The sequence below is a fragment of the Frankia sp. CgMI4 genome, assembly GCF_001756285.1.
GTDB lineage: Bacteria > Actinomycetota > Actinomycetes > Frankiales > Frankiaceae > Frankia > Frankia casuarinae.
On the sequence record NZ_MAQZ01000072.1, the window covers coordinates 29079 to 49926 of the forward strand.

At 73.9% G+C, this 20848-nt stretch carries 17 protein-coding genes and 1 riboswitch; all 17 genes read left to right on the top strand.

Going from position 1 to position 20848, the window contains the following annotated elements:
• Positions 1 to 50: 50 nt before the first annotated feature.
• The 17 genes from Manayef4_RS12540 to argC all read left to right on the top strand — a co-directional run bounded on the left by Manayef4_RS12540 (position 51) and on the right by argC (position 20763).
• Positions 51 to 2297, top strand: a complete 2247-nt coding sequence (locus Manayef4_RS12540) for a primosomal protein N' (RefSeq protein WP_023841499.1) — start codon at positions 51 to 53, stop codon at positions 2295 to 2297.
• A 293-nt stretch (positions 2298 to 2590) separates the two neighbouring features.
• On the top strand, positions 2591 to 3604 hold the full coding sequence (gene fmt, locus Manayef4_RS12545; protein WP_070131715.1) for a methionyl-tRNA formyltransferase: 1014 nt from the start codon (positions 2591 to 2593) through the stop codon (positions 3602 to 3604).
• Positions 3601 to 5076: a transcription antitermination factor NusB gene (locus Manayef4_RS12550; protein ID WP_011437574.1), complete on the top strand. Its 1476-nt coding sequence runs from the start codon at positions 3601 to 3603 to the stop codon at positions 5074 to 5076. Before fmt ends, Manayef4_RS12550 begins: the two co-directional genes overlap by 4 nt.
• Positions 5077 to 5109: 33 nt before the next feature.
• Entirely contained in the window at positions 5110 to 5820 is a 711-nt protein-coding gene (gene rpe, locus Manayef4_RS12555; RefSeq protein ID WP_070131716.1) for a ribulose-phosphate 3-epimerase, read from the top strand.
• Positions 5821 to 5889: 69 nt separating this feature from the next.
• A riboswitch (FMN riboswitch) is annotated at positions 5890 to 6019 on the top strand.
• Positions 6020 to 6146: 127 nt separating this feature from the next.
• The gene (locus Manayef4_RS12560) at positions 6147 to 6854 is read left to right on the top strand and encodes a riboflavin synthase (protein WP_070131717.1); all 708 of its coding nucleotides are present in this window, start codon (positions 6147 to 6149) and stop codon (positions 6852 to 6854) included.
• Positions 6851 to 8371: a bifunctional 3,4-dihydroxy-2-butanone-4-phosphate synthase/GTP cyclohydrolase II gene (locus tag Manayef4_RS12565; RefSeq protein ID WP_070131718.1), complete on the top strand. Its 1521-nt coding sequence runs from the start codon at positions 6851 to 6853 to the stop codon at positions 8369 to 8371. Before Manayef4_RS12560 ends, Manayef4_RS12565 begins: the two co-directional genes overlap by 4 nt.
• Entirely contained in the window at positions 8368 to 8850 is a 483-nt protein-coding gene (ribH, locus tag Manayef4_RS12570; protein WP_011437570.1) for a 6,7-dimethyl-8-ribityllumazine synthase, read from the top strand. The genes Manayef4_RS12565 and ribH overlap by 4 nt, the downstream gene beginning before the upstream one ends.
• Before the next feature lie 731 nt (positions 8851 to 9581).
• On the top strand, positions 9582 to 11156 hold the full coding sequence (locus Manayef4_RS24215) for a hypothetical protein (protein WP_175443376.1): 1575 nt from the start codon (positions 9582 to 9584) through the stop codon (positions 11154 to 11156).
• Between the two features lie 10 nt (positions 11157 to 11166).
• Positions 11167 to 12060, top strand: a complete 894-nt coding sequence (locus Manayef4_RS12580; protein ID WP_011437568.1) for an SseB family protein — start codon at positions 11167 to 11169, stop codon at positions 12058 to 12060.
• Positions 12061 to 12403: 343 nt separating this feature from the next.
• A complete protein-coding gene (gene infC / locus Manayef4_RS12585) occupies positions 12404 to 12994 on the top strand; it encodes a translation initiation factor IF-3 (protein WP_083282430.1) in 591 nt (196 codons plus the stop codon).
• 97 nt (positions 12995 to 13091) lie between these two features.
• Positions 13092 to 13286, top strand: coding sequence for a 50S ribosomal protein L35 (gene rpmI, locus Manayef4_RS12590; RefSeq protein ID WP_011437566.1), 195 nt, complete (start codon positions 13092 to 13094; stop codon positions 13284 to 13286).
• A gap of 125 nt (positions 13287 to 13411) precedes the next feature.
• Positions 13412 to 13792 carry a 50S ribosomal protein L20 gene (gene rplT / locus Manayef4_RS12595; RefSeq protein WP_011437565.1) on the top strand — a complete coding sequence of 127 codons (381 nt, stop codon included), beginning with the start codon at positions 13412 to 13414 and terminating at the stop codon, positions 13790 to 13792.
• A 92-nt stretch (positions 13793 to 13884) separates the two neighbouring features.
• A complete protein-coding gene (locus Manayef4_RS12600; RefSeq protein WP_235187097.1) occupies positions 13885 to 14706 on the top strand; it encodes an RNA methyltransferase in 822 nt (273 codons plus the stop codon).
• Positions 14706 to 15851, top strand: a complete 1146-nt coding sequence (locus Manayef4_RS12605; protein WP_011437563.1) for a PAS domain-containing sensor histidine kinase — start codon at positions 14706 to 14708, stop codon at positions 15849 to 15851. Before Manayef4_RS12600 ends, Manayef4_RS12605 begins: the two co-directional genes overlap by 1 nt.
• A 165-nt stretch (positions 15852 to 16016) precedes the next feature.
• The gene (pheS, locus tag Manayef4_RS12610) at positions 16017 to 17120 is read left to right on the top strand and encodes a phenylalanine--tRNA ligase subunit alpha (RefSeq protein WP_070131730.1); all 1104 of its coding nucleotides are present in this window, start codon (positions 16017 to 16019) and stop codon (positions 17118 to 17120) included.
• 3 nt (positions 17121 to 17123) lie between these two features.
• A complete protein-coding gene (pheT, locus tag Manayef4_RS12615) occupies positions 17124 to 19670 on the top strand; it encodes a phenylalanine--tRNA ligase subunit beta (protein WP_070131720.1) in 2547 nt (848 codons plus the stop codon).
• Between the two features lie 64 nt (positions 19671 to 19734).
• Positions 19735 to 20763 (top strand): N-acetyl-gamma-glutamyl-phosphate reductase, encoded by a 1029-nt coding sequence (gene argC / locus Manayef4_RS12620; RefSeq protein WP_070131721.1) that lies wholly within the window; start codon positions 19735 to 19737, stop codon positions 20761 to 20763.
• The last annotated feature ends 85 nt before the right edge of the window (positions 20764 to 20848 follow it).

Genomic DNA, 20848 nt, shown 5'->3' on the forward strand with positions numbered 1-20848 from the left:
CGAGGGAACGGGGATGGAGGATGTCGTAGGCGGCTGGTACGAATGCCGTCATGACCGAGCACCCCGGCACCCTCCCCGGCCTCAGCCCGTCAGAGGTCGGCCGGGCAGAGGTCGGCCGGGCAGAGGTCGGCCGGGCAGCGGCCGGCCGGGCAGCGGCCGGGCCGGGGGGTGCCCGGTCGGGGGTTTCGCGCTCCGCGGGTTCCGGTTCGCCGCGGCCGCTCGCCGCGCGGCTGCCGGTGGCGCGGGTTGCCGTCGACACTGCGCTCGCCCATCTCGACCGTCCCTTCGACTACCTCGTGCCGGCGGACCTGGCTGACCTGGCGGTGCCGGGATCCCGGGTCCGGGTCCGGTTCGCGGGCCGGCTGGTCGACGGGTTCGTGCTGGAGCGTCGCGAGAGTTCCGACCATTCCGGTCAGCTTGCGCCGCTGGCCCGGTCGATCTCGCCGGAGCCTGTGCTGTCCGAGCCCGTCGCGAAACTCGCCCGCGCGGTTGCCGATCGTTACGCCGGCACGCTGGCCGACGTCCTCCGGCTCGCCGTGCCTCCCCGCCACGGCCGGGCGGAGGCCGCCTCACCGAGGCCCGAGGTCGTTTCGCCGGGGCCTGCGGCTGTCTCACCGGGGCTTGAGGCCGTGCCGCCGGAACCCGGCGAGTGGGGCCGCTATCCCACGGGGCCGTCGCTGCTCACCGCCCTGGCGGCGGGCAGGTCACCAAGGGCGGTCTGGTGGGCCCCGCCCGGCCCCGCCTGGCCGGAGATGATCGCCGCCGCGGCCGCCGCCACGGCGGTGTCCGGTCGCGGCGTACTCGTCGTCGTACCCGATCATCGTGATGTCGACCGGGTCGAGGCGGCGATGGTCGCCGCGGTCGGTCGGGAGACCACCGTCGCACTGCGGGCCGATCTCGGCCCGGCCCGGCGATATCGCGCGTTCCTCGCGGTCAGCCGCGGACAGGCGCGGGCGGTGGTGGGTACCCGCGCGGCGATGTTCGCGCCCGTGGCCGAGCTTGGCCTGGTGGTGGTGTGGGATGACGGTGACGACCTGCATGCCGAGCCGTTGGCCCCGTACCCGCACGCCCGAGACGTCGCCGTCCTGCGCTCCCGGCTCCAGGGGTGCGCGCTCGTGATCGGCGGGTTCTGCCCGTCGACGGATGCCGAGGCGCTGGTGCGCACGGGGTGGGCGCACCCGGTGGTGCCGCCCCGGGAGCAGGTGCGCGCGCTGGCTCCCCGGGTCGAGGCCACCGGCTCCGACCTCGAACACGCCCGTGACCCCGCCGCCCGGGCGGCGAGGCTGCCCTCCCTCGCGGTGCGGACCGCCCGGGATGCGCTGGCGGCCGGTCTGCCGGTACTGGTCCAGGTGCCGAGGAGGGGATACCAGCCGTCACTGGCCTGCGCGGACTGCCGACGGCCCGCCCGGTGCCCGCACTGTCAGGGGCCGCTGGGCCGGGCGGCGGGCGGCGGTGCGCTCTCCTGCCGGTGGTGCGGCCGTCCGGTCGCCGCGGCGGTCTGGCACTGCCCGTCCTGTTCGGGCCCGCGGCTGCGCGCCTCGGTAACGGGAGATCGTCGCACGGCGGAGGAACTGGGGCGGGCCTTTCCGGGCGTTCCGGTCCGCACCTCCGGCCGGGGCGGGGTGCTCGCCACCGTGCCCGCAGAACCGGCCCTTGTCATCTCGACCCCGGGGGCGGAGCCCGTGGCGGACGGCGGCTACGGGGCGGTGCTGCTCCTCGACGGCTGGGCTCTGCTGGGCCGTCCCGACCTGCGCGCGGGGGAGGAGACTCTGCGCCGGTGGACCGCCGCCGCCGCGCTCGCCCGGCCCGCCGCTCGCGGGGGGCGGGTCATCGTCGCGGCCGATGCCGGACTAGGGCCGGTCCAGGCGCTCGTCCGTTGGGATCCCGGCACGTTCGTTGCCCGGGAAGCCGACGAGCGGGCGGAGCTGGGGTTCCCGCCGGCGACCCGGATGGCGTCCGTAGCGGGCACCGCCGCGGCGGTCGCGGAGCTGCTGGCCGCCGTCGAGCTTCCCGACGGCGCCGATGTGCTCGGGCCGGTACCGCTGCCCCCCGCACCGTCCGCGCGGGCCGTTCCCGACGGCGCGAACCAGGGCGATTCGTCTGCCGTGGGTGCCGGGCGGCGCGGCCCCGACGGCGCCACCTCCGGCCCCGAGGAGATCGAACGGGTCCTGATCCGGGTCCGGCGCGAGCGCGGTGCGGCCCTCGCGGCCTCGCTGCGATCCGCTCGCGGCGTCCTCGCGACCCGGCGAACCACCGGCCGGTTACGGATCCAGCTCGATCCCCTGATCCTCGGGTAGCGCCGGCATGGTCTGGTTCGCACCGCATGGCGTGGCCCCGCATACCACGGCCCGGGTACGCGTCATGGATCATGATCTTCGGCCGCGGGCCCGGTCCGGACCGCGGCCGTCCGCCACCTCCGAGCGTCGGCGGGGTACGGTCGTCGGCGGCGACAGGCCTGTGGACGTCAGCCCATACTCCCCGGCCGGAGAACGGCGGGATGCTCCCGGCCCGGTCGGACACCTCGGATCGATGACCCCCGGAGACGGTCACGGCGTCGGCAATGACGTCGCGACGGATCGGTGCTTCGCGTATGCGTCTTGTTTTCGCCGGTACCCCGGCGGTGGCTCTGCCCAGCCTGCGGGCGTTGATCGACAGCCCGCGCCATGACGTGGTCGCGGTTGTCACCCGGCCCGATCGGCCCTCCGGGCGGGGGCGGAAGGTGAAGCCGCCCCCCGTCCACGTCCTGGCCGACGAGGCCGGCATCCCGGTGCTCAGCCCGGACCGGCCCCGGGACCCGGAGTTCCTGGCCACGCTCGCTGGCCTCGCGCCCGACTGCTGCCCGGTGGTGGCCTACGGCGCGTTGCTACCGCCCGCGGCGCTCGCCATTCCCCGCCACGGTTGGGTGAACCTGCACTTCTCCCTGCTGCCGGCCTACCGCGGGGCGGCTCCGGTGCAGCGCACCCTGCTCGCCGGGGACGACCTGACCGGCGCGAGCGTCTTCCAGATCGAACCGGCGATGGACTCCGGTCCGGTCTACGGTGTCCTCACCGAGCGGGTTCGGCCGACGGACACCTMCGGTGACCTGCTGGACCGGCTCGCCGAGGCCGGCGCCGGGCTGCTGGTCGCGGTGATGGACGGCATCGCCGACGGGACGGTGCGGCCCGTGGCCCAGCCCGCCGAGGGGATCTCCTTCGCGCCGAAGCTGACCGCCGAGGAGGCCCGGATCGACTGGACGAAGCCGGCGATCGCGGTGGATCGGCTGGCGAGGGCCGCCACTCCCGCGCCGGGAGCCTGGACGACGTTTCGCGACCGGCGGCTCAAGATCGGTCCGGTGCGCCTCGGTGCGGTGTCCGGTCGGCCGGCCGGGCCGGTAGCGCTGCCCGCCGGGCTGCCGGCGGGGGGGCTGCCGGCGGGGCAGATCATGGTGCTCCCCGGCGGGGACGTGGCGGTCGGCACGGGCACGAGCCCGGTGCTCCTCGGTGAGGTGCGTCCCGAGGGGCGAGGCCCGATGGCGGCCGCGGCCTGGGCCCGCGGGGTCCGGATCGCCAAGGGGGAGACCCTCGGCGCGATCGGCGCGATGCCGGTCAGTGGAGGAACGTCGTGAGATCGGCCGGTTCGCCGGGCACCCGTGGGCCCCGGCCAGCGTCAAGCGTCGACCGGCCGCGGTTGCTGGCCTGGGAGGTGCTGCGGGCGGTGGACGAGCGCGGCTCCTACGCCAACCTGCTGCTGCCGTCCCTGTTGGCGGGCAGCGGGCTGTCCGCCCGGGACCGCGGGTTCGTCACGGAGCTCGCCTACGGCTCCCTGCGTGCGCAGGGCACCCTCGACGGGGTGCTCGACACGGCGACGAGTCGACCCGTCCACACCATCGACCCGCCGGTGCGCGACGCGCTGCGCCTGGGCGCCTACCAGCTGCTGCGGACCAGGGTCCCGGCCCACGCGGCCGTGGCCAGCACCGTCGAGCTGGTCCGCACGACGAGTGGCGAGCGCCCGGTCCGCTTCGCGAACGCCGTGCTGCGTCGGGTGGCCGCCCGGGTGGCCGAGACCGGCGGCGATCTCGCCACGATGCTGTCCGCACCGCGGTTCGACGTCGACCCTGTCGGTCACCTGGCGGTCGTGACGACGCATCCCCGCTGGATCGTCGAGGTCGTCGCGGAGGCCCTGGCCGGCGACCTCACGGCGACCCGCGCCGCGCTGGAGGCAGACGACGTCCGACCCGCGGTACACCTGGTCGCCCGTCCGGGCCGGGTCGACCGTGACCGGCTGCTCGCCGAGGCCGCGCAGGCAGGTCTGACCGCCCGAGTCGGCCCCTACTCGCCGTATGCGGTACGCCTCGACGGCGGGGACCCGGCGGGGTTGCCCGCCGTGGCCGCGGGCGCGGCCGCCGTGCAGGACGAGGGCAGCCAGCTCGTCACCCTGGCCCTGGCCCGCGCGGCGACGGTGGGCCGTGACCTCGGGCTGACCGTCGACCTGTGCGCGGGCCCCGGCGGGAAGGCGGCCCTGCTCGCCGCGCTGCTCGGCGGCTCCGCCCCATCGGACGGGCCGGGTCTGCCGGACAGGCCGGGTCCACCGGACAGGCCGGCCCTGATCGCGGTCGAGCCCCGGGCGACCCGGGCGGCCATGGTGGCCCGGTCCCTGGGCGACGCGGCGCGGGCCTGGACGGTGCGCGCCGACGGCCGGGCGGTGCCGCTGCGGCCCGATGGAGCCGACCGGGTGCTGGTCGACGTCCCCTGCACCGGCCTCGGAGCACTGCGGCGCCGGCCGGAGGCCCGGTGGCGGCGGACCTCGGCCGATGTGGCCGCGCTCGTCCCGCTCCAGCGTGCGCTGCTCGTCGCCGCGCTCGACCTGGTCCGCCCGGGCGGGGTGGTGGCGTACGCGACCTGTTCCCCGCACCCGGCCGAGACCGTCGAGGTGGTGCGTGGCGTGGCCGGACAACGCGCCGACACCTCCATCCTCGATGCCCGCCTGACCCTGCCGGAGGTCGACCGGCTCGGTGACGGCCCGTTCGTCCAGCTCTGGCCGCATCTCCATGGCACGGATGCGATGTTCGTCGCCCTGCTGCGCCGGGTCGACAGCTGAGGCGTCGGACCCGGGAGCCGATACCCTCGCGAAATGGCCACCGCGCAGATCTACCCCAGCCTGCTCGCCGCCGACTTCGGCCGGATCGCCGACGCGGCCCTGGCGGTCGAGGGGCAGGCCGACTGGCTGCACGTCGACGTGATGGACTACCACTTCGTCCCGAACCTGGCGTTCGCGCCGGACACGGTGACGGCCCTGCGCGCGGTGACGGATACTCCGCTTGACTGCCATCTCATGATCGACGATCCCGACCGCTGGGCGGCCGGGTACGCCGAGCGCGGCGCGGCGAACGTCACCATTCACGCCGAGGCCGTGTCCGACCTGCCCCGCACCACCAGGGCGATCCGGGCGGCCGGGGCCCGCACCGGCCTCGCTGTGAAGCCGAACACCCCGGTCGAGCACTATCTCGACGACCTGCACCGGTTCGACCTGCTGCTGCTGATGACCATCGAGCCGGGTTTCGGCGGTCAGACGTTCATGACCGAGGTGTTGCCGAAGATCGAGGCCGCCCGGCGCCTGCTCGACGCCCGTGGGCTGGACCTGTGGCTGCAGATCGACGGCGGGGTCAACGCCGGGACGATCGAGCGGGCCGCGGTGGCGGGTGTGGACGTGTTCGTCGCCGGCACGGCCGTCTTCGGGGCGGCCGATCCGGGCCAGGCCGTCGAGCGGCTGCGTGAGCAGGCGCTGCGGGCGGYGCCCCGGCTGTCCCCGCCCGCGCCACGCTCGGCGGTCGGGCCGGCGTGACCGCGTCCGGTGGCTTCACCGGCGTCCGGCGGCTTCATATGCCAGACTTGAGGCAGTACAACCAGCAGCACGCGCGCTCCGGGGTCGGTGAAATTCCGAACCGGCGGTGACAGTCCGCGACCCGTCCGCAGGTACTGGGACGGCTGACCCGGTGGAATTCCGGGACCGACGGTGAAAGTCCGGATGGGAGGACGCGCGCGGGCCGAGTGCCCGCGGTGGTCGTTGACCGCTCGCGGGCGCGTGTCGGCGTGAGCGTGCCGGCGTGGTCCCGCGTGGTTTTTCCTCGCCCAGGGTGYGGGTGCCCGGGAGCGAGGGGCACGGGTCGGATGTTTACCGGCATCGTTGAAGAACTTGGCGTGGTGACCGCGGTGGATGYGCGGTCGGAGTCGGCGGCACTCACCATCGCCTGTCAGACGGTTCTGGGTGATGTGAGTCACGGCGCGTCCATCGCCGTCAACGGTGTCTGTCTCACGGTGACTTCCTTCGCCCGCCCGGGGCTCGACGGGGGCGCCGAGACCGGTACGGCCGGCGGMCCACCCGGCCCACCCGGCACAACGGACGGCCCGTCGGCGTTCACTGCTGACGTGATGCGAGAGACGCTGGTGCGTTCCTCTCTTGGGAAGCTCGCCGTCGGTGACCGGGTGAATCTCGAACGTCCCGTCCGGCTGGCGGACCGGCTGGGAGGCCACCTGGTCCAGGGGCACRTCGACGGCGTCGGCACGGTCCTCGACCGGCAGCCCGGTGAGGGCTGGGAGTTCGTGCGCGTCGCGCTCCCCGAGGGGCTCGACCGCTACCTCGTGGCGAAGGGCTCGGTGACGGTGGACGGGGTGAGCCTGACCGTCGTCGACATCTCGCCGGCCGGTGGCGACTCACCGGCCACCTTCAYGGTCAGCCTGATCCCCACCACGCTCGAACTGACCACGCTGGGTCGCCGTGCGCCGGGTTCCCTGGTCAACATCGAGGTCGACGTGCTGGCCAAGTACGTCGAGAAGCTGCATGCCGGCCCCATCGAACCGAACGGACGACACCGATGACGACATCCGCGGCCGGCGCCTCCTCGACGGCCACCCTTCCCGCCGGTGCCCTTCCCGCCGGCTACGCCGACGTGCGGTTCGCCGCCATCGAGGACGCGCTCGCCGAGATCGCCGCCGGCCGCCCGCTCGTCGTCGTCGACGACGCCGACCGGGAGAACGAGGGTGATCTGATCTTCGCGGCGGAGGCCGCGACACCCGAGCTGGTCGCGTTCATGACGCGGTACACCTCCGGTGTGATCTGCGTGCCGATGGACGCCGCCGACACCGACCGGCTCGAACTGGACCAGATGGTCCCGCACAACACGGAGCGGATGGGCACCGCGTTCACCATCACCGTGGACGCCCGCGACGGCGTCTCCACCGGGATCTCCGCCGCCGACCGGGCCCGCACCATCCGGTTGCTGGCCGACCCGCGGACCACGCCCGGCGACCTGAGCCGGCCGGGCCACATCTTCCCGCTGCGGGCCAAGGACGGCGGGGTGCTGCGCCGCCCCGGCCACACCGAGGCCGCGGTCGACCTGGCCCGGCTCGCCGGGCTGCGGCCGGCCGGTGCGATCTGCGAGATCGTGAACGACGACGGGACGATGRCCCGGCTTCCCCGGCTCGCCGAGTTCGCCYGCGAGCACGGGCTGCTGCTGATCTCCATCGCCGATCTCATCGCTTACCGTCGGCGGACCGAGAAGCAGGTGGTGCGGGTCGCGGAGGCGTCGCTTCCGACGCGTTACGGGGCGTTCCGGGCGGTCGGGTTCCGCAACATCCTCGACGGCGTCGAACACATCGCGCTGATCCGCGGCGAGCTCGGTGACGGCGCGGACGTGCTGGTCCGGGTGCACAGCGAATGCCTCACCGGGGACGTCTTCGGCTCCCGGCGCTGCGACTGCGGAACCCAGCTCGACGCGGCACTGCGCATAATCGCGACCGAGGGACGCGGAGTGGTGCTCTACATGCGGGGCCACGAGGGCCGGGGCATCGGCCTGATGCACAAGCTGCGGGCCTACCAGCTGCAGGACGCCGGCCACGACACCGTCGACGCCAACCTCGCGCTGGGTCTGCCGGCCGACGCCCGTGACTACGGCACCGGGGCCCAGATCCTGGTCGACCTCGGCGTGCGCGGCATCCGGCTGCTGTCCAACAATCCGACGAAGCGGGYCGGGCTGGAGGGCTACGGCCTGCGCATCGTCGAACTCATCGGGATGCCGGTCACCCAGACGCCGGAGAACCTGCGCTACCTGACCACCAAGCGGGACCGGATGGGACACGTCATTCCCGGTCTGCCCAGCATTCCCGGTCTGCCCAGCATTCCCGGTCCGCCCGGCCTTCCGGGTCCGCCCGGCCTTCCGGGTCCACCCGGCCTGTCCGATCTGCCTAGGGCCGTGGGCGAGGACGAGCCGGCCGGCTCGCGCTGGATCCCGGGGGCGCCGAGGGCGCCGAGGGTACCCGTCACCTCCGGCTGCACGGCCGTCGCGGGCCCGGGTACGTCCGCCGGGGTCGACTGTGCCGAGGGGGAGGGTCTGTGAGCGGCCTCGGGGCTCCCGCGGAGGTGCTTCCGCCCGTCGCGGGCATGCGGTTGGCGGTGGTCGCCACCCGGTGGCACGCCGAGATCACCGATGCGCTGCTCGCTGGCGCGCTGCGCGCCGCGAAGGACGCGGGCCTCGCGGCGGCACCCGCCGTCGTGCGGGTCTCCGGTGCGGTCGAGCTTCCCGTGATCGCCGCCGCGTTGGCTGCGCGGCATGACGCCGTCGTCGCCCTCGGTGTCGTCATCCGGGGCGGCACCCCCCACTTCGACTACGTCTGTCAGTTCGTCACCGCGGGGCTCGCCCGCGTCACCCTCGACGCCCGCGTCCCCGTCGGCTTCGGCGTGCTCACCTGCGACACCGTCGAGCAGGCCCGGGACCGCGCCGGGCTGCCCGGGTCCAGCGAGGACAAGGGCCGGGAGGCGACCCTGGCCGCGCTGGACACCGCCGCGGTGCTGCGCGATCTGGAACTCGCCGGCTGAGCTCCCACGCCGTCACCGACCGAAACGTTCCGCATCAGGAGTTCACACACACGGTGCGAGGCCGATCCGTCCGCGTGACATGCTCTCGGTATGGTGTTGCCGTCACATGGCGATTCGAAGTGGATCGGGTGTGCCGGTCGTGTGTTCGCTGCTCGTGGCTCTGATTCCGGCTGTCCCGATCAGTCCGGTGCTCTTGTCGGGACGGCCGGTTACACGAGACTGTGGTCTCACGTCGTATCGGTGCCCTTGCGCTCTGGCGTCATACTTCGCGGTGGGATCGGCGGAGGTCCCGTCGGCCGGCACACATGGGGGCGGGGGTGGCGCGGATGGTAAGTCACGGTGGGAGTTGGAACGGTGACGAGGCGTCGGCGTCGACCGGCCCGGTCGGGGGGAATCCGGAGGCCGGGGAACGGGTCGCGGCCGGCCCCGGCCGGCGGGATCCCGACGCGACCGAACCGGGTGGTGGCGGGGACGCGCGCCCCATCTCGCTGCTTGGCCTACGACTGACCGAGCCTCAGGCGCCCCATAACGCGCTGGTTACCCGTCGTCCCGCCCGATCACGTCCGGGCGGGACCCGTTCGGAGCCCGCTACCGGTCGGACAGGGGGCCCCTCCGGGGGGCGCGGGAGCACGGCAGCCCCGCCGCCCACCCCCGTGCCACCGGCCCCGCCGCCCGCGCCACTGCTCCCGCCGCCCGCGCCACTGCTCCCGCCGGGCCGGAGCGCGCCCCCCGTGGGCCTTCCATTGACCGCGCCGCCCGGCCCGAGCTCCGCCTGGCCCGGTGCCTCGCTCACCGTGTCCGGCGGAGCGGGGTGGACGCCCGACCTCGCCGCCGCGACGTCGGCGGCCGGGCCGCCGGACCCGGACCCGACCGGTCCGGATCCGTACCCGGTGGACCCGTACCCGACGCCACCGGATCCACCGCCCGGTGCGCCGCCGCCCCCGGCGGTTTCCCCACCGCTCCCGGCCGTCCCGCCGCCCGGGGAGACCTGGGAGAACATCGCGGTGCTGGTCCCCGCGGCCGGGCAGCCGGTGAACCTCCCGGATGGAACGCCGGTCGTCCCCGTTTCCCGGGCCGCCACCGCGCCGCCCCCCGACGGCTCGCCCGGTGCCGGGCCCGTATCCGGGCGGCTTCCCCCGTCCGCGGCGGCTGACCCGGGTTGGCCGGTGCCGGAGGCGTGGCCCGACGCCGACTCCTTGGGCGGACCCACGGTCGGCCGACAGGCGGTCGAAACGCCTGGTCTGGAGCCAGCCTGGTCCATCCCGGTCCCCGCGAACCTGCCGGCGCGGCGGTCCGGCTTGGCCCCTTCCCTGCCCGTCCGGGCGGCGGTGGCCGCGGTGACGCCGTCCGGTGGTCGGGCGGTGGTCCCGGCCGTCGCGGGAACGGGCGGTTCGTCGGTCGCGCGGGCGCGGGCCGGTGGGCGGCGGGTGCTGGTTGGGGGATTCGGTGGCGGAGGCGGCCGGACGACGGTCGCCGCGGGTCTGGGACTGGCGATCGCGGAGCACCACGGTCATCGGGTGATGGCCGTGGACGCATCCCCGGACCAGTCCGGGCTGCTTGCGCACCGGGTCGGCCTCATGTCACCGGGCGTGGGGTTGCGGGAGCTGGCCACGGCGCGGCCACCGGTGTCCTCGTTGGAGGACGTGCGCCGGTTTGTCGCCTCCGACGGCTCCGGTGGCCTGGAGGTGCTGGCCGGACTGCGTGATCTTACCGGGCCGGGGTTGCTTCCCGAGGAGCTGGCGTGGGCACTCGACCTGCTCGGACACTGGTATCCGGTCGTCGTCGCGGACGCCCCACCGGGGTGGAGCCAGCCGGTGCCGRCCACCCTGCTGGCGCGGGCGGACCTCGTCGTGTTGACGATCCGGGCCGGCGAGACGGAGATCGCCGGTGCGGACGACGCGTTGAGCGCGTTGACCGCGGCCGGTCGGCCAGATCTCGCTGCCACCGTCATCGTGGCCGTCGTCGAGACGTATCCCTCCCGGTTGAGCCGCGGGGCGCGGCTGCGTCTCGAACATCTCGAGGACCGGGCCTACATGACGGTGCYGGTGCCGTTCGACGCGGCGCTCGCCGACAGCCGTCCGATCAGCTGGTACCGCCTGCGTCGCCGGACCAGGTTTGCCTTCCAGCGTCTCGCCGGGGCGGTCGCCACCGCCCCGCTTCCCGGGTCGCAACCGGCCACCGTGCTGGCCCGGCCCGCCATCGCAGCCCCCGGTCGGGGCCCTCAACCATGGCCCGGGCCCGTCCGGGCCATGGTGAACGCCACGGACCCGATCCGGTACCGGCCCGCCGCGCCGCCTGGGCCCTAGGCTGGCGAGAATGGCACGCGATCTGCTGACTCCGTCTGGTCAGGGCGATGACGGCCGCGCCGACGAGTCGCTCACCCGAGCGCTCGCCGCCAACCCGGTCGACCCCGCCGTTCTGACCGCCGCGCTGCGCCAGGCCCGGGTCTTCGTCGGAGTCGAGGCTCGGCTCACCGCCGCCGACGCCGTCACCGGTGCGGACAAGACCAGCGAGATGGCGCTGACGACCCTGCGCACCCCGTCCGGCGCGACCGCGCTACCGATCTTCTCCAGCGTCAGCGCGCTCACCGCCTGGCGCTCCTCGGCCCGGCCGGTTCCGGTCGCCGCGGTGGACGCCTGCACGGAGGCGGTCCGGCTGGGGCTCGGAGCGGTGGTGATCGACGTGGCCGGTCCGCGCTCGGCCAGTCTGGACGTCGGCCCGGGCGGTCCCGCGCCGGTGCCCGGCGGATCCGGCTCCGACGCGCCGTCCGGAACCCTCGACACGCCGCGCGTGACCGAAGCCGCGGACCTCGACAAGCTGAGGGTGACCGCCCTGCGCCGTCCGTCCGATCCGGATGGTCCGTTATCCCGGCGGCGGGTTCGGGAGGCGTTGCGGACCGTGACTGAGCGGGTCGAGGTGTGGCCGGCGGAACTGCTCCTCCCGGGTGCCGGCGCCCCACGCCCGGTGCTCGCCGTCGCGGTACGTCAGGGCGGAGATGCGGACGCGCGGTCCGGGGAGTTGCTTGCCCGGCGGTTGTCCCGGCTGCTCGCCACCGATCCGGCCCCGGCCCCGGCCCCGGCGCGGGAGCAGGAGCGGGCCTCGGGCCCGGCCGTGCTGCTCGTGAGCGCGCGGGAGGCCGAGGCGGTGCGCCGCCATCTGGGGCGGGGCCTGCGCCCGACGCGCCGATGGCCGGTGCGGTTCGCGAGGTGAGCGCCGCCGGCCCTTTCGGAGCGCCCGGACGATGATGTGATCGTCGTGTCGCCCGGTCTGGTGCTACGCTGGGCCGCAGACCGCCTGCCGGCTGGTTTTGTTCCGTCCGCTGGCGTTGCCGTTTCCAGGCAGCCAGGGCACGGCGCGGAGCCTGATCGGCAGGACCAAGCGGGGGTTYGCCCTCCACCCGATGTCAGCACTGATGTCGCCACCCCGGGACGTCAGCAGGTCCTCAGGCCGGAGTTCCGGCTGGGGGCCGCGGTGGCCGGGTCGCCGGTCGGCCGAGCCGTTTCCGCGGTCGTCGGCCGGGAGCCTGGTGTACCAGGCTCGGTGCTCCGCTGCGGTGAGGTCATGCCCGCGCGTCGAGCAACGGAGGAAACACATCAGCACAGAGTCCCGTATCAACGACCGGATTCGCGTCCCCGAGGTTCGCCTCGTCGGCGCGGAGGGTGAGCAGATCGGCATCGTCTCGATCGGTGAGGCCATGCGTATGGCGCAGGAGGTCGATCTCGACYTCGTCGAGGTCGCGCCGACCGCTCGTCCCCCGGTCTGCAAGCTGATGGACTACGGAAAGTTCAAGTACGAGTCCGACCAGAAGCGTCGGGAGGCTCGGAAGAACCAGGTCCAGACCGTCATCAAGGAAATGAAGCTGCGGCCGAAGATCGATCCGCACGACTACGAGACCAAGAAGGGTCACGTCGTGCGTTTCCTGCGGGCCGGCGACAAGGTCAAGATTACGATCATGTTCCGCGGTCGGGAGCAGTCCCGGCCCGAGCTCGGCATCCGCCTGCTCCAACGGCTGTCCGCCGACGTGGCCGACCTTGGTTATGTCGAGGCTCAGCCCAAGCAGGACGGCCGGAACATGACCATGGTCATGGCCCCGCACAAGGGCTCGAAGCCGCAGCGGGTGCCGGAACCGGCCGGCCACGTCTGACTCGAGGGCGGGCAGTCCGCGCGGTGGCGCCGCCACCGGTTCCGGATCTCGCCACGCCGGTTGTTCGATCACCCACGTAACCCGTCAGGATGTCAACATGCCCAAACAGAAGTCCCACAGCGGTGCGAGCAAGCGGTTCCGGGTCACCGGCTCCGGCAAGGTGCTGCGCCAGCGGGCCAACCGCCGCCACTACCTGGAGCACAAGACCAGCCGCCTCACCCGCAGACTGGATGGCGTGGTGCCGTTGACGAAGGCGGACAACCGACGCGTCAAGCGCCTGCTCGCCCGCTGACCGTGGCCCGCTGACGACTCCGGCCCCGACTGCGGCGGGCCCGCCGGTCGCGGTCGGCCCGCCGTTGGCGGCCGACTCCGGCCCGGGCCGCCGGACGCACCCGAACGAAGGAGACAGGTGCCCTCATGGCACGCGTGAAGCGGGCGGTCAACGCCCAGAAGAAGCGCCGTACGGTCCTCGAGCAGGCCAGCGGCTACCGGGGCCAGCGCTCGCGGCTCTACCGCAAGGCCAAGGAGCAGATGCTCCACTCGATGACCTACTCCTACCGGGACCGCCGCGCGCGCAAGGGCGACTTCCGGCAGCTGTGGATCACTCGGATCAACGCGGCGGCGCGGGCGAACGGTCTGACCTACAACCGCTTCGTGCAGGGTCTGAAGCTGTCCGGCGTCGAAGTCGACCGCAAGATCCTGGCCGACCTCGCGGTCAACGACGCGGTCGCGTTCACCGCCCTGGTCGAGGTGGCACGGGCCGCGCTGGCGGCGGCGCCGGAGCCCACCGCCGCCTGAGCCCGTCGCGACGTCGGCCCGTGCCCGCCTCCCGCGTGTCCTCCACGACCGACGCCCCTTCGCCGGACGCCCCTTCGCCGGGGCCGGCGCCGATCGCCGGAGCGCGCTCCGGGCGGGTCGGCGCCGCGCGTCGCCTCAAGCGGCCCGCGGCCCGGCGCGAGCAGGGCAGGTTCCTGGTCGAGGGGGTGCAGGCGGTGGGCGCGGCATTGGCCGTCGGCGAGCTGCTTGAGGTGTTCGTCGGAGTCTCTGCGACTCCCCGGCACGAGGAGTTGCTGAGGGCGGTCCGGGTGCCGGTCCGGGTCGTGACGGACGAGGCCGTGGCGTCGCTGTCGGAGACGGTGACCCCCCAGGGCCTCGTCGCGGTCGCGGCCCTGCCCGCTCATCGGCTCGCCGACCTGCACGCCCCCCGGCTGGTCGCGGTGTGCATCGGCGCGGGCGATCCGGGTAACGCCGGCACGGTGATCCGCAGCGCGGACGCGGCCGGAGCGGACGCCGTCGTCTTCACCGGGAGCGGTGTCGACCCCTTCGGGGGCAAGTGCGTGCGCTCCTCGGCCGGCAGCCACTTTCACCTCCCGGTGATCGTGGAACCAGCCTTGGCCGGGGTGCTGGACCGGCTGCGGGCCCGGGGTTGCCGCATCGTGGCGACGTCCGGAGCCGCGGATCGCGACATTGACACCGCCGTCGCGGCCGGTGAGCTCGACGGGCCGACGGCGTGGCTGTTCGGTAACGAGGCACATGGGCTGGCTTCGGCTACTCTGGCCGCCGCGGACGCGGTTCTGCGGGTACCGGTGTACGGTCAGGCCGAGTCCCTGAATCTTGCGGTTGCGTCCGCCCTGTGCCTTTACGCGTCGGCGCGGGCGCAGAGAACGGGCAGGTCCGGTACTGACGGCACCGGAGGAGGTGGTCGACGGTGATGAACATTGTCACGTCGCCATCCGGGCAGGTGCCGCCCTCCGGCCCCGGCTGCGCGCCCGATGCCACCGATTCAGCCGTGTCGGCCGCGCAGGACGGCCCACTGCCTGCCGCCGCCTTCGACCTGCTACCGGATTCGGTGATCGTGACCGACGCCGCCGGCGTCGTCGAGGTGTTCAACCGGGCGGCGGCGAAGCTCACCGGGGTGGATGGACCGTCCGCGATCGGCCGGCATCTGACCGAGGTCCTCCCGTTGCTGGACGAGCGGGGCAACGACTGGTGGGAGTGCTCTACAGCCAGCCGGAACCTGCCGCGGGTCACCGGGCAGCCGGAGCGGCGCCTGACCTACGCGGGTCCAGTCCACGACCGTGACTTCCACGTCACGGTGCGGTTCAACCGGGTCGCCGGTCGGYTGGTGCGGGTGTCGCTGTCCCTGCGCGACACCCTCAGCCGCGAGCGGCTGGAACGCAACCGGGCGGACCTGGTCGCGACCGTGGCGCACGAGCTGCGCTCGCCGCTGACCAGTGTGAAGGGATTCACCGCGACGCTGCTCGCCAAGTGGGACCGGTTCACCGACGAGCAGAAGAAGCTCATGCTGAACACGGTCAACACCGACGCCGACCGGGTCACGCGCCTGCTCACCGAGGTGCTGGACGTCTCTCGGATCGACTCCGGACGCATCCAGGTCCGCAAGCAGATCGTCGACCTGCCCGCCCGGGTGCGTTCGGTGGTGGACGGCAAGGTGGCCTCGGGCGCGGCGGGCGCCGACCGGTTCTTCATCCGCGAGGAGGGCGAACTGCCCGAGATGTGGGTCGATCCGGACAAGATTGAACAGGTACTGCACAACCTCGTCGACAACGCCCTGCGGCATGGTGCGGGTACTGTGACGGTACTGCTGCGTGGCAGGGACAGCGGCACGGAGGTAAGCGTGGCCGACGAGGGTGAAGGCGTGTCCGAATCGAACGCCGCGCGCGTGTTCACGAAGTTCTGGCGGGGCGCCAGCCGCGGGAACGGCACCGGCCTCGGGCTCTACATCGCCAAGGCGCTGATCGAGGCGCACGGCGGCACCATCTCGGTCGGCCGGGCCCCGGGTGGCGGCGCCGAGTTCCGATTTTTCGTGCCCGCCGGTGGCCCGGTGTTCGGCTGACGCCGAGCACCGCGAACCGACCGGTGGGCGCCCCGGGCGGCCAGGCGCGCGCCGCCGCCCCAGGACCGGACACCCCAGGACCGGACGAACCCCGCCGCAGGCCGGACGACCCCGGCTTCCCGCCGGGATGACCCTGCTTTTCACCCGATGACGAGGATGAGCATCGTGCCCGCCCCTGGAGAGACTGTCGACCCGTCCCGGGTCCACGCCCTCGACCCCGATCAGCTCGACGCGGCCGTCAACGCGGCGCGGGAGTCGATCCGCGCCGCCGCCGATCTCGACGCGCTGGCAGCCGTCCGTACCGCCCACATCCAGGGTGCCTCCGCACCGCTGGTGCTGGCCCGCCGGGAGCTCGGTGCCCTGCCCCGTGCGGAGCGTGCCGACGCCGGTCGCCGGCACAACGCCGCCCGCACGGCCGTACAGGCCGCCTACGACGCCCGGCTGGCCGAACTCACCGCCGAACGCGACGCCCGGGTGCTGCGCGAGGAACGGGTCGACGTGACCCTGCCCGTCGACCGCCGCCGCCGTGGTGCCCGCCACCCGCTGACCGCCCTGTCCGACCGGCTTGCCGACGTGTTCGTGGCGATGGGCTACGAGGTCGCCGAGGGACCCGAGGTCGAACACGACTGGTTCAACTTCGAGGCCCTGAACATGGCGCCCGATCACCCGGCCCGCAGCGAGCACGACACGCTCTACGTCGCGCCGACCGGGGCGGGCCGGGTGCTGCGTACCCACACCTCCCCGGTGCAGATCCGCTCCCTGCTGAACCGCCCGCTGCCCGTGTACGTCGTGTGCCCGGGGCGGACATACCGCAACGACACCATCGATGCGACGCACTCGCCGGTCTTCGGCCAGCTCGAAGGTCTGGCCGTGGACAGGGGCATCACCATGGCGGACCTGCGCGGCACCCTGGAGGTCTTCGCCCAGGCGTTGTTCGGGGCGGGCCTGTCGRCSCGGCTGCGCCCGTCGTTCTTCCCGTTCACCGAGCCGTCCGCGGAACTGGACGTGCAGTGCTTCGCCTGCCGCGGGGAGGCGGCCCRCCAGCCCTGTCGGGTCTGTTCGGACGAGGGCTGGATCGAGGCCGGCGGCTGCGGCATGGTCGACCCGCACGTCCTGCGGGCCGCGGGGGTCGACCCGACCCGGTACAGCGGTTTCGCGTTCGGGATGGGGCTGGAACGGGCCGCGATGGTCCGCCATGGCATCCGGGAGATCCGCGATTTCGTCGACGGTGACGTCCGGTTCAGCCTGCCGTTCGGAATCGAGGACTGACCCATGCTGATCGTGATGTCCTGGCTGCGGGAGTATGTGGCGGGGCTGCCGCCCACGCGGGCCGTCGCCGACGCGTTGATCCGGGCCGGTTTCGAGGTCGAGGGACTGCGTAGCGTCGGGGGCGAGTTCTCCGGCGTGGTCGTCGGGGAGATCGTCGACTTCGAGATCGTCGAGACGAAGAAGAAGGCCGTCCGCTGGTGCCAGGTCCGGGTCGCCGAGAGCGCCGGAGCCGAGGATGCCGGAGCCGAGAGCGCCGGATCCAGGGGCGAGGGCGTGCGCGGCGTCATCTGCGGGGCGCACAACTTCRYCGTCGGCGACYGGGTGGCGGTCGCGCTGCCCGGCGCCGTGCTGCCCGGCGGGTTCGAGATCACCGCGCGGAGGACCTACGGCCATGTCAGCGAGGGGATGATCTGCTCGGCCCGGGAACTGGGCCTCGGCGAGGAGTCCGACGGCATCCTGGTGCTCGCGCCGCGGGCGCCGATCGGCGCCGACGTCGCCGAGCTGCTCGATCTCGCCGACGAGGTGCTTGACATCGCGGTCACCCCGGACCGGGGCTACGGTCTGTCGGTGCGGGGGATCGCCCGGGAGGCGGCGACCGCCTTCGCGCTGCCGTTCACGGACCCGGGCGCGCCGGCGGACCCGGCAGCCGTCCCGGGGCCCGCCAGGGAGGCCTATCCGGTCGTCGTCGAGGACACCGCGGCGTGTGACCGCTACGTCGCCCGGGTGGTGACCGGGGTCGACTCGCGGGCCACCACCCCGCTGGGGTGGCAGCGGCGGCTGTCGCTGTCCGGGATGCGGTCAATCTCGGTGCCGGTCGACGTCACCAACGCCGTGCTGCTGGGCCTCGGCCAGCCGTTGCACGCCTTCGACCGGGCGAAGCTGGCCGGCGCGATCATTGTGCGCCGGGCCGTCGCCGGAGAGACGCTGCGCACCCTCGACGGGGTCGACCGCACTCTCGACCCCGAGGATCTGGTCATCGCCGACGACACCGGTCCGATCGCGCTCGCCGGGGTGATGGGCGGGGCCAGCACGGAGGTGTCCGCGACGACCACCGACATCGTCCTCGAGGCTGCGCACTTCGACCCGATCACGGTGGCCCGCACCGCCCGCCGGCACCGGCTGTCCTCGGAGGCGTCGCGGCGTTTCGAACGCGGCGTCGACCCGGCACTCGCGCCGGTCGCCGCGGCGCTGGCCGTCGACCTRCTCGCCGAGCTCGCCGCCGCCCGTCCCGAGCCCGGCGTGACCGACCTGGACCACCGCCCCGCCCCGGCGCCGGTGACCCTGCCGCTGACGGAACCGGAACGCCTCGCCGGCCGGCCCTACCCCGCCGAGGTGGTGCGGCGCCGGCTCGTCGACGTCGGCTGCGCGGTGGCTGACGGGTCGGCGACCGAGGACCTGCCCGGTGTTCTGATCGCGACGCCGCCGTCCTGGCGTCCCGACCTGACCCGGCCCGCCGATCTCGTCGAGGAGATCATGCGGCTGGAGGGGTACGACACCATCCCGGTGACCCTGCCGTCGCTGCCCGCGGGGCGCGGGCTCACCGCCGCGCAGCGGATGCACCGCGCGGTGGGCCGGGCGCTGGCCCATGCGGGGTTCGCCGAGGTGCTTACCCTGCCGTTCGTACCCGAGGACGCCGCCGACGCGCTCAGCCTGGCCGCGGCCGACCCGCGGCGTGCGGCGGTCCGGATCGCGAACCCGATCGCCGAGGACGCCGGCTACCTGCGGACGACCCTGCTACCCGGACTGATCGCGGCGGCCGTGCGCAACATCGGCCGGGGGCAGCGCGATCTCGCCCTGTTCGAGAGCGGTCTGGTGTTCCGGGAACGCGAACGGATCCCGACGGACGTCGTCACCCCGCCGGTGGATCGTCGGCCCTCCGCCGCGGAGATCGCCGCTCTGGACTCGACCCTGCCCGGCCAGCCCCGCCACGTCGCCGCGCTCCTCACCGGGCGCCGTGAGCCAGGTGGCTGGTCCACGCCGGCCCGGGACGCGGACTGGGCGGACGCGGTGGACGCCGCGCACGTGGTCGCCGAGGCGGTGGGCGTGACCCTCACGGTCAGAGCCGGCAATGTCATGCCCTGGCACCCGGGCCGCCTCGCGGAGCTCTCGATCGACGGCCGGGTCGTGGGCCACGCGGGTGAGCTGCACCCCCGGGTGCTCAGCGACGTCGGGCTTCCGCCTCGGGCCGGCGCGATGGAACTGGACCTCGATGCCCTGATCGAGGTCGCGTCGGCGGCGCCGCCGATGATCGCGCCGACGATCTCCACCTATCCGCCCGCCGACCGGGATGTGGCGCTCGTCGTGCCGATCGAGGTGCCGGTCGCCGATGTGACGGCGGCACTGCGGGCCGGAGCCGGTGACCTGCTGGAGTCCCTGACCCTCTTCGACGTCTTCGAGGGCGCCCAGGTCGGGGTCGGTCAGCGCTCGCTGGCCTTCGGCCTGCGGCTGCGCGCCGGGGACCGGACGCTGACGGCCGCCGAGGCGAACGCGGTGCGGGACGCGGCGGTCGCCCGGGCGGCGGAGCTTACCGGCGCGTCCCTGCGCGCCTGAGGCCGAGACGGGTTACGCCAGCATCATTGCATGATCATGAGTTGGCGTGTATAAAATTGCAATCATGGGTGTGACGGTAGCAGTTGCGGGGGCGAGTGGGTACGGCGGCGGAGAGCTGCTGCGCCTGCTCCTCGCCCATCCCGAAATCAAGATCGGTGCGCTGGCCGCGAACGCGTCCGCCGGCCTGCCGGTGACGGAGGTGCATCCCCACCTGCCCGACCTGGAGGGCCGGGTGTTCACGGACGCGGCCGCGCTGGCCGGGACCGACGCGGACATCGTTTTCCTGGCGCTGCCGCACGGTCAGTCGGCCGCGGTGGCGGCCACCCTGCCCGACACCGTGCGGGTCGCCGATCTGGGTGCCGATCATCGGCTCGTCGACCCGGAGGCGTGGCGGCGCGCCTACGGGGGGGAGCACGCCGGGACCTGGACCTACGGCCTGCCCGAGCTCCCCTGGGCACGGGCGGAGATCGCCGCGAGCCGGCGAGTGGCGATTCCGGGCTGCTATCCCACGGCGACCTCTCTCGGGCTCGTGCCGCTGCTGGTCGGCGGCCTCGTGGAGCCCGCCGACCTGGTCGTTGTCGCGGCGAGCGGCACGTCCGGCGCGGGGCGCTCGGCCACGGTGAACCTGCTCGGCAGCGAGGTGATGGGTGACCTGACCGCCTACAAGGTGGGCACCCACCAGCACAGACCCGAGATCACGCAGACCCTCTCCCGGGCCGCCGGTATGACCGTGACGGTGTCCTTCACCCCGGTGCTCGCCCCGCTTCCCCGCGGCATCCTCGCGACCAGCACCGGCCGGGCCACCCCGGGCACCGACGCGGACGCCGTGTACGAGACGCTGCGGGCCGCCTACGCGGGGGAGCCGTTCGTCCGGKTGCTGCCGCCGGGGCGCTGGCCGCACACCGCGGCGACGCTCGGCGGGAACGCCGTTCATGTGCAAGGGACCTTCGACCCGGAGACCGGCCGGGCGATCGTCGTCACCGCGATCGACAACCTCGGCAAGGGCGCGGCCGGCCAGGCGCTGCAGTGCGCCAACCTGATGCTCGGCCTGCCCGAGACCGCCGGGCTGACCGCTCAGGGCATCGCCCCCTGACCGTTTTCGGCCCGGTAGATCGGTAGGTCGGTAGATCGGTCGGTAGATCGGTAGGTCGGTAAGGACGCGGGAGCATCGATCAGCA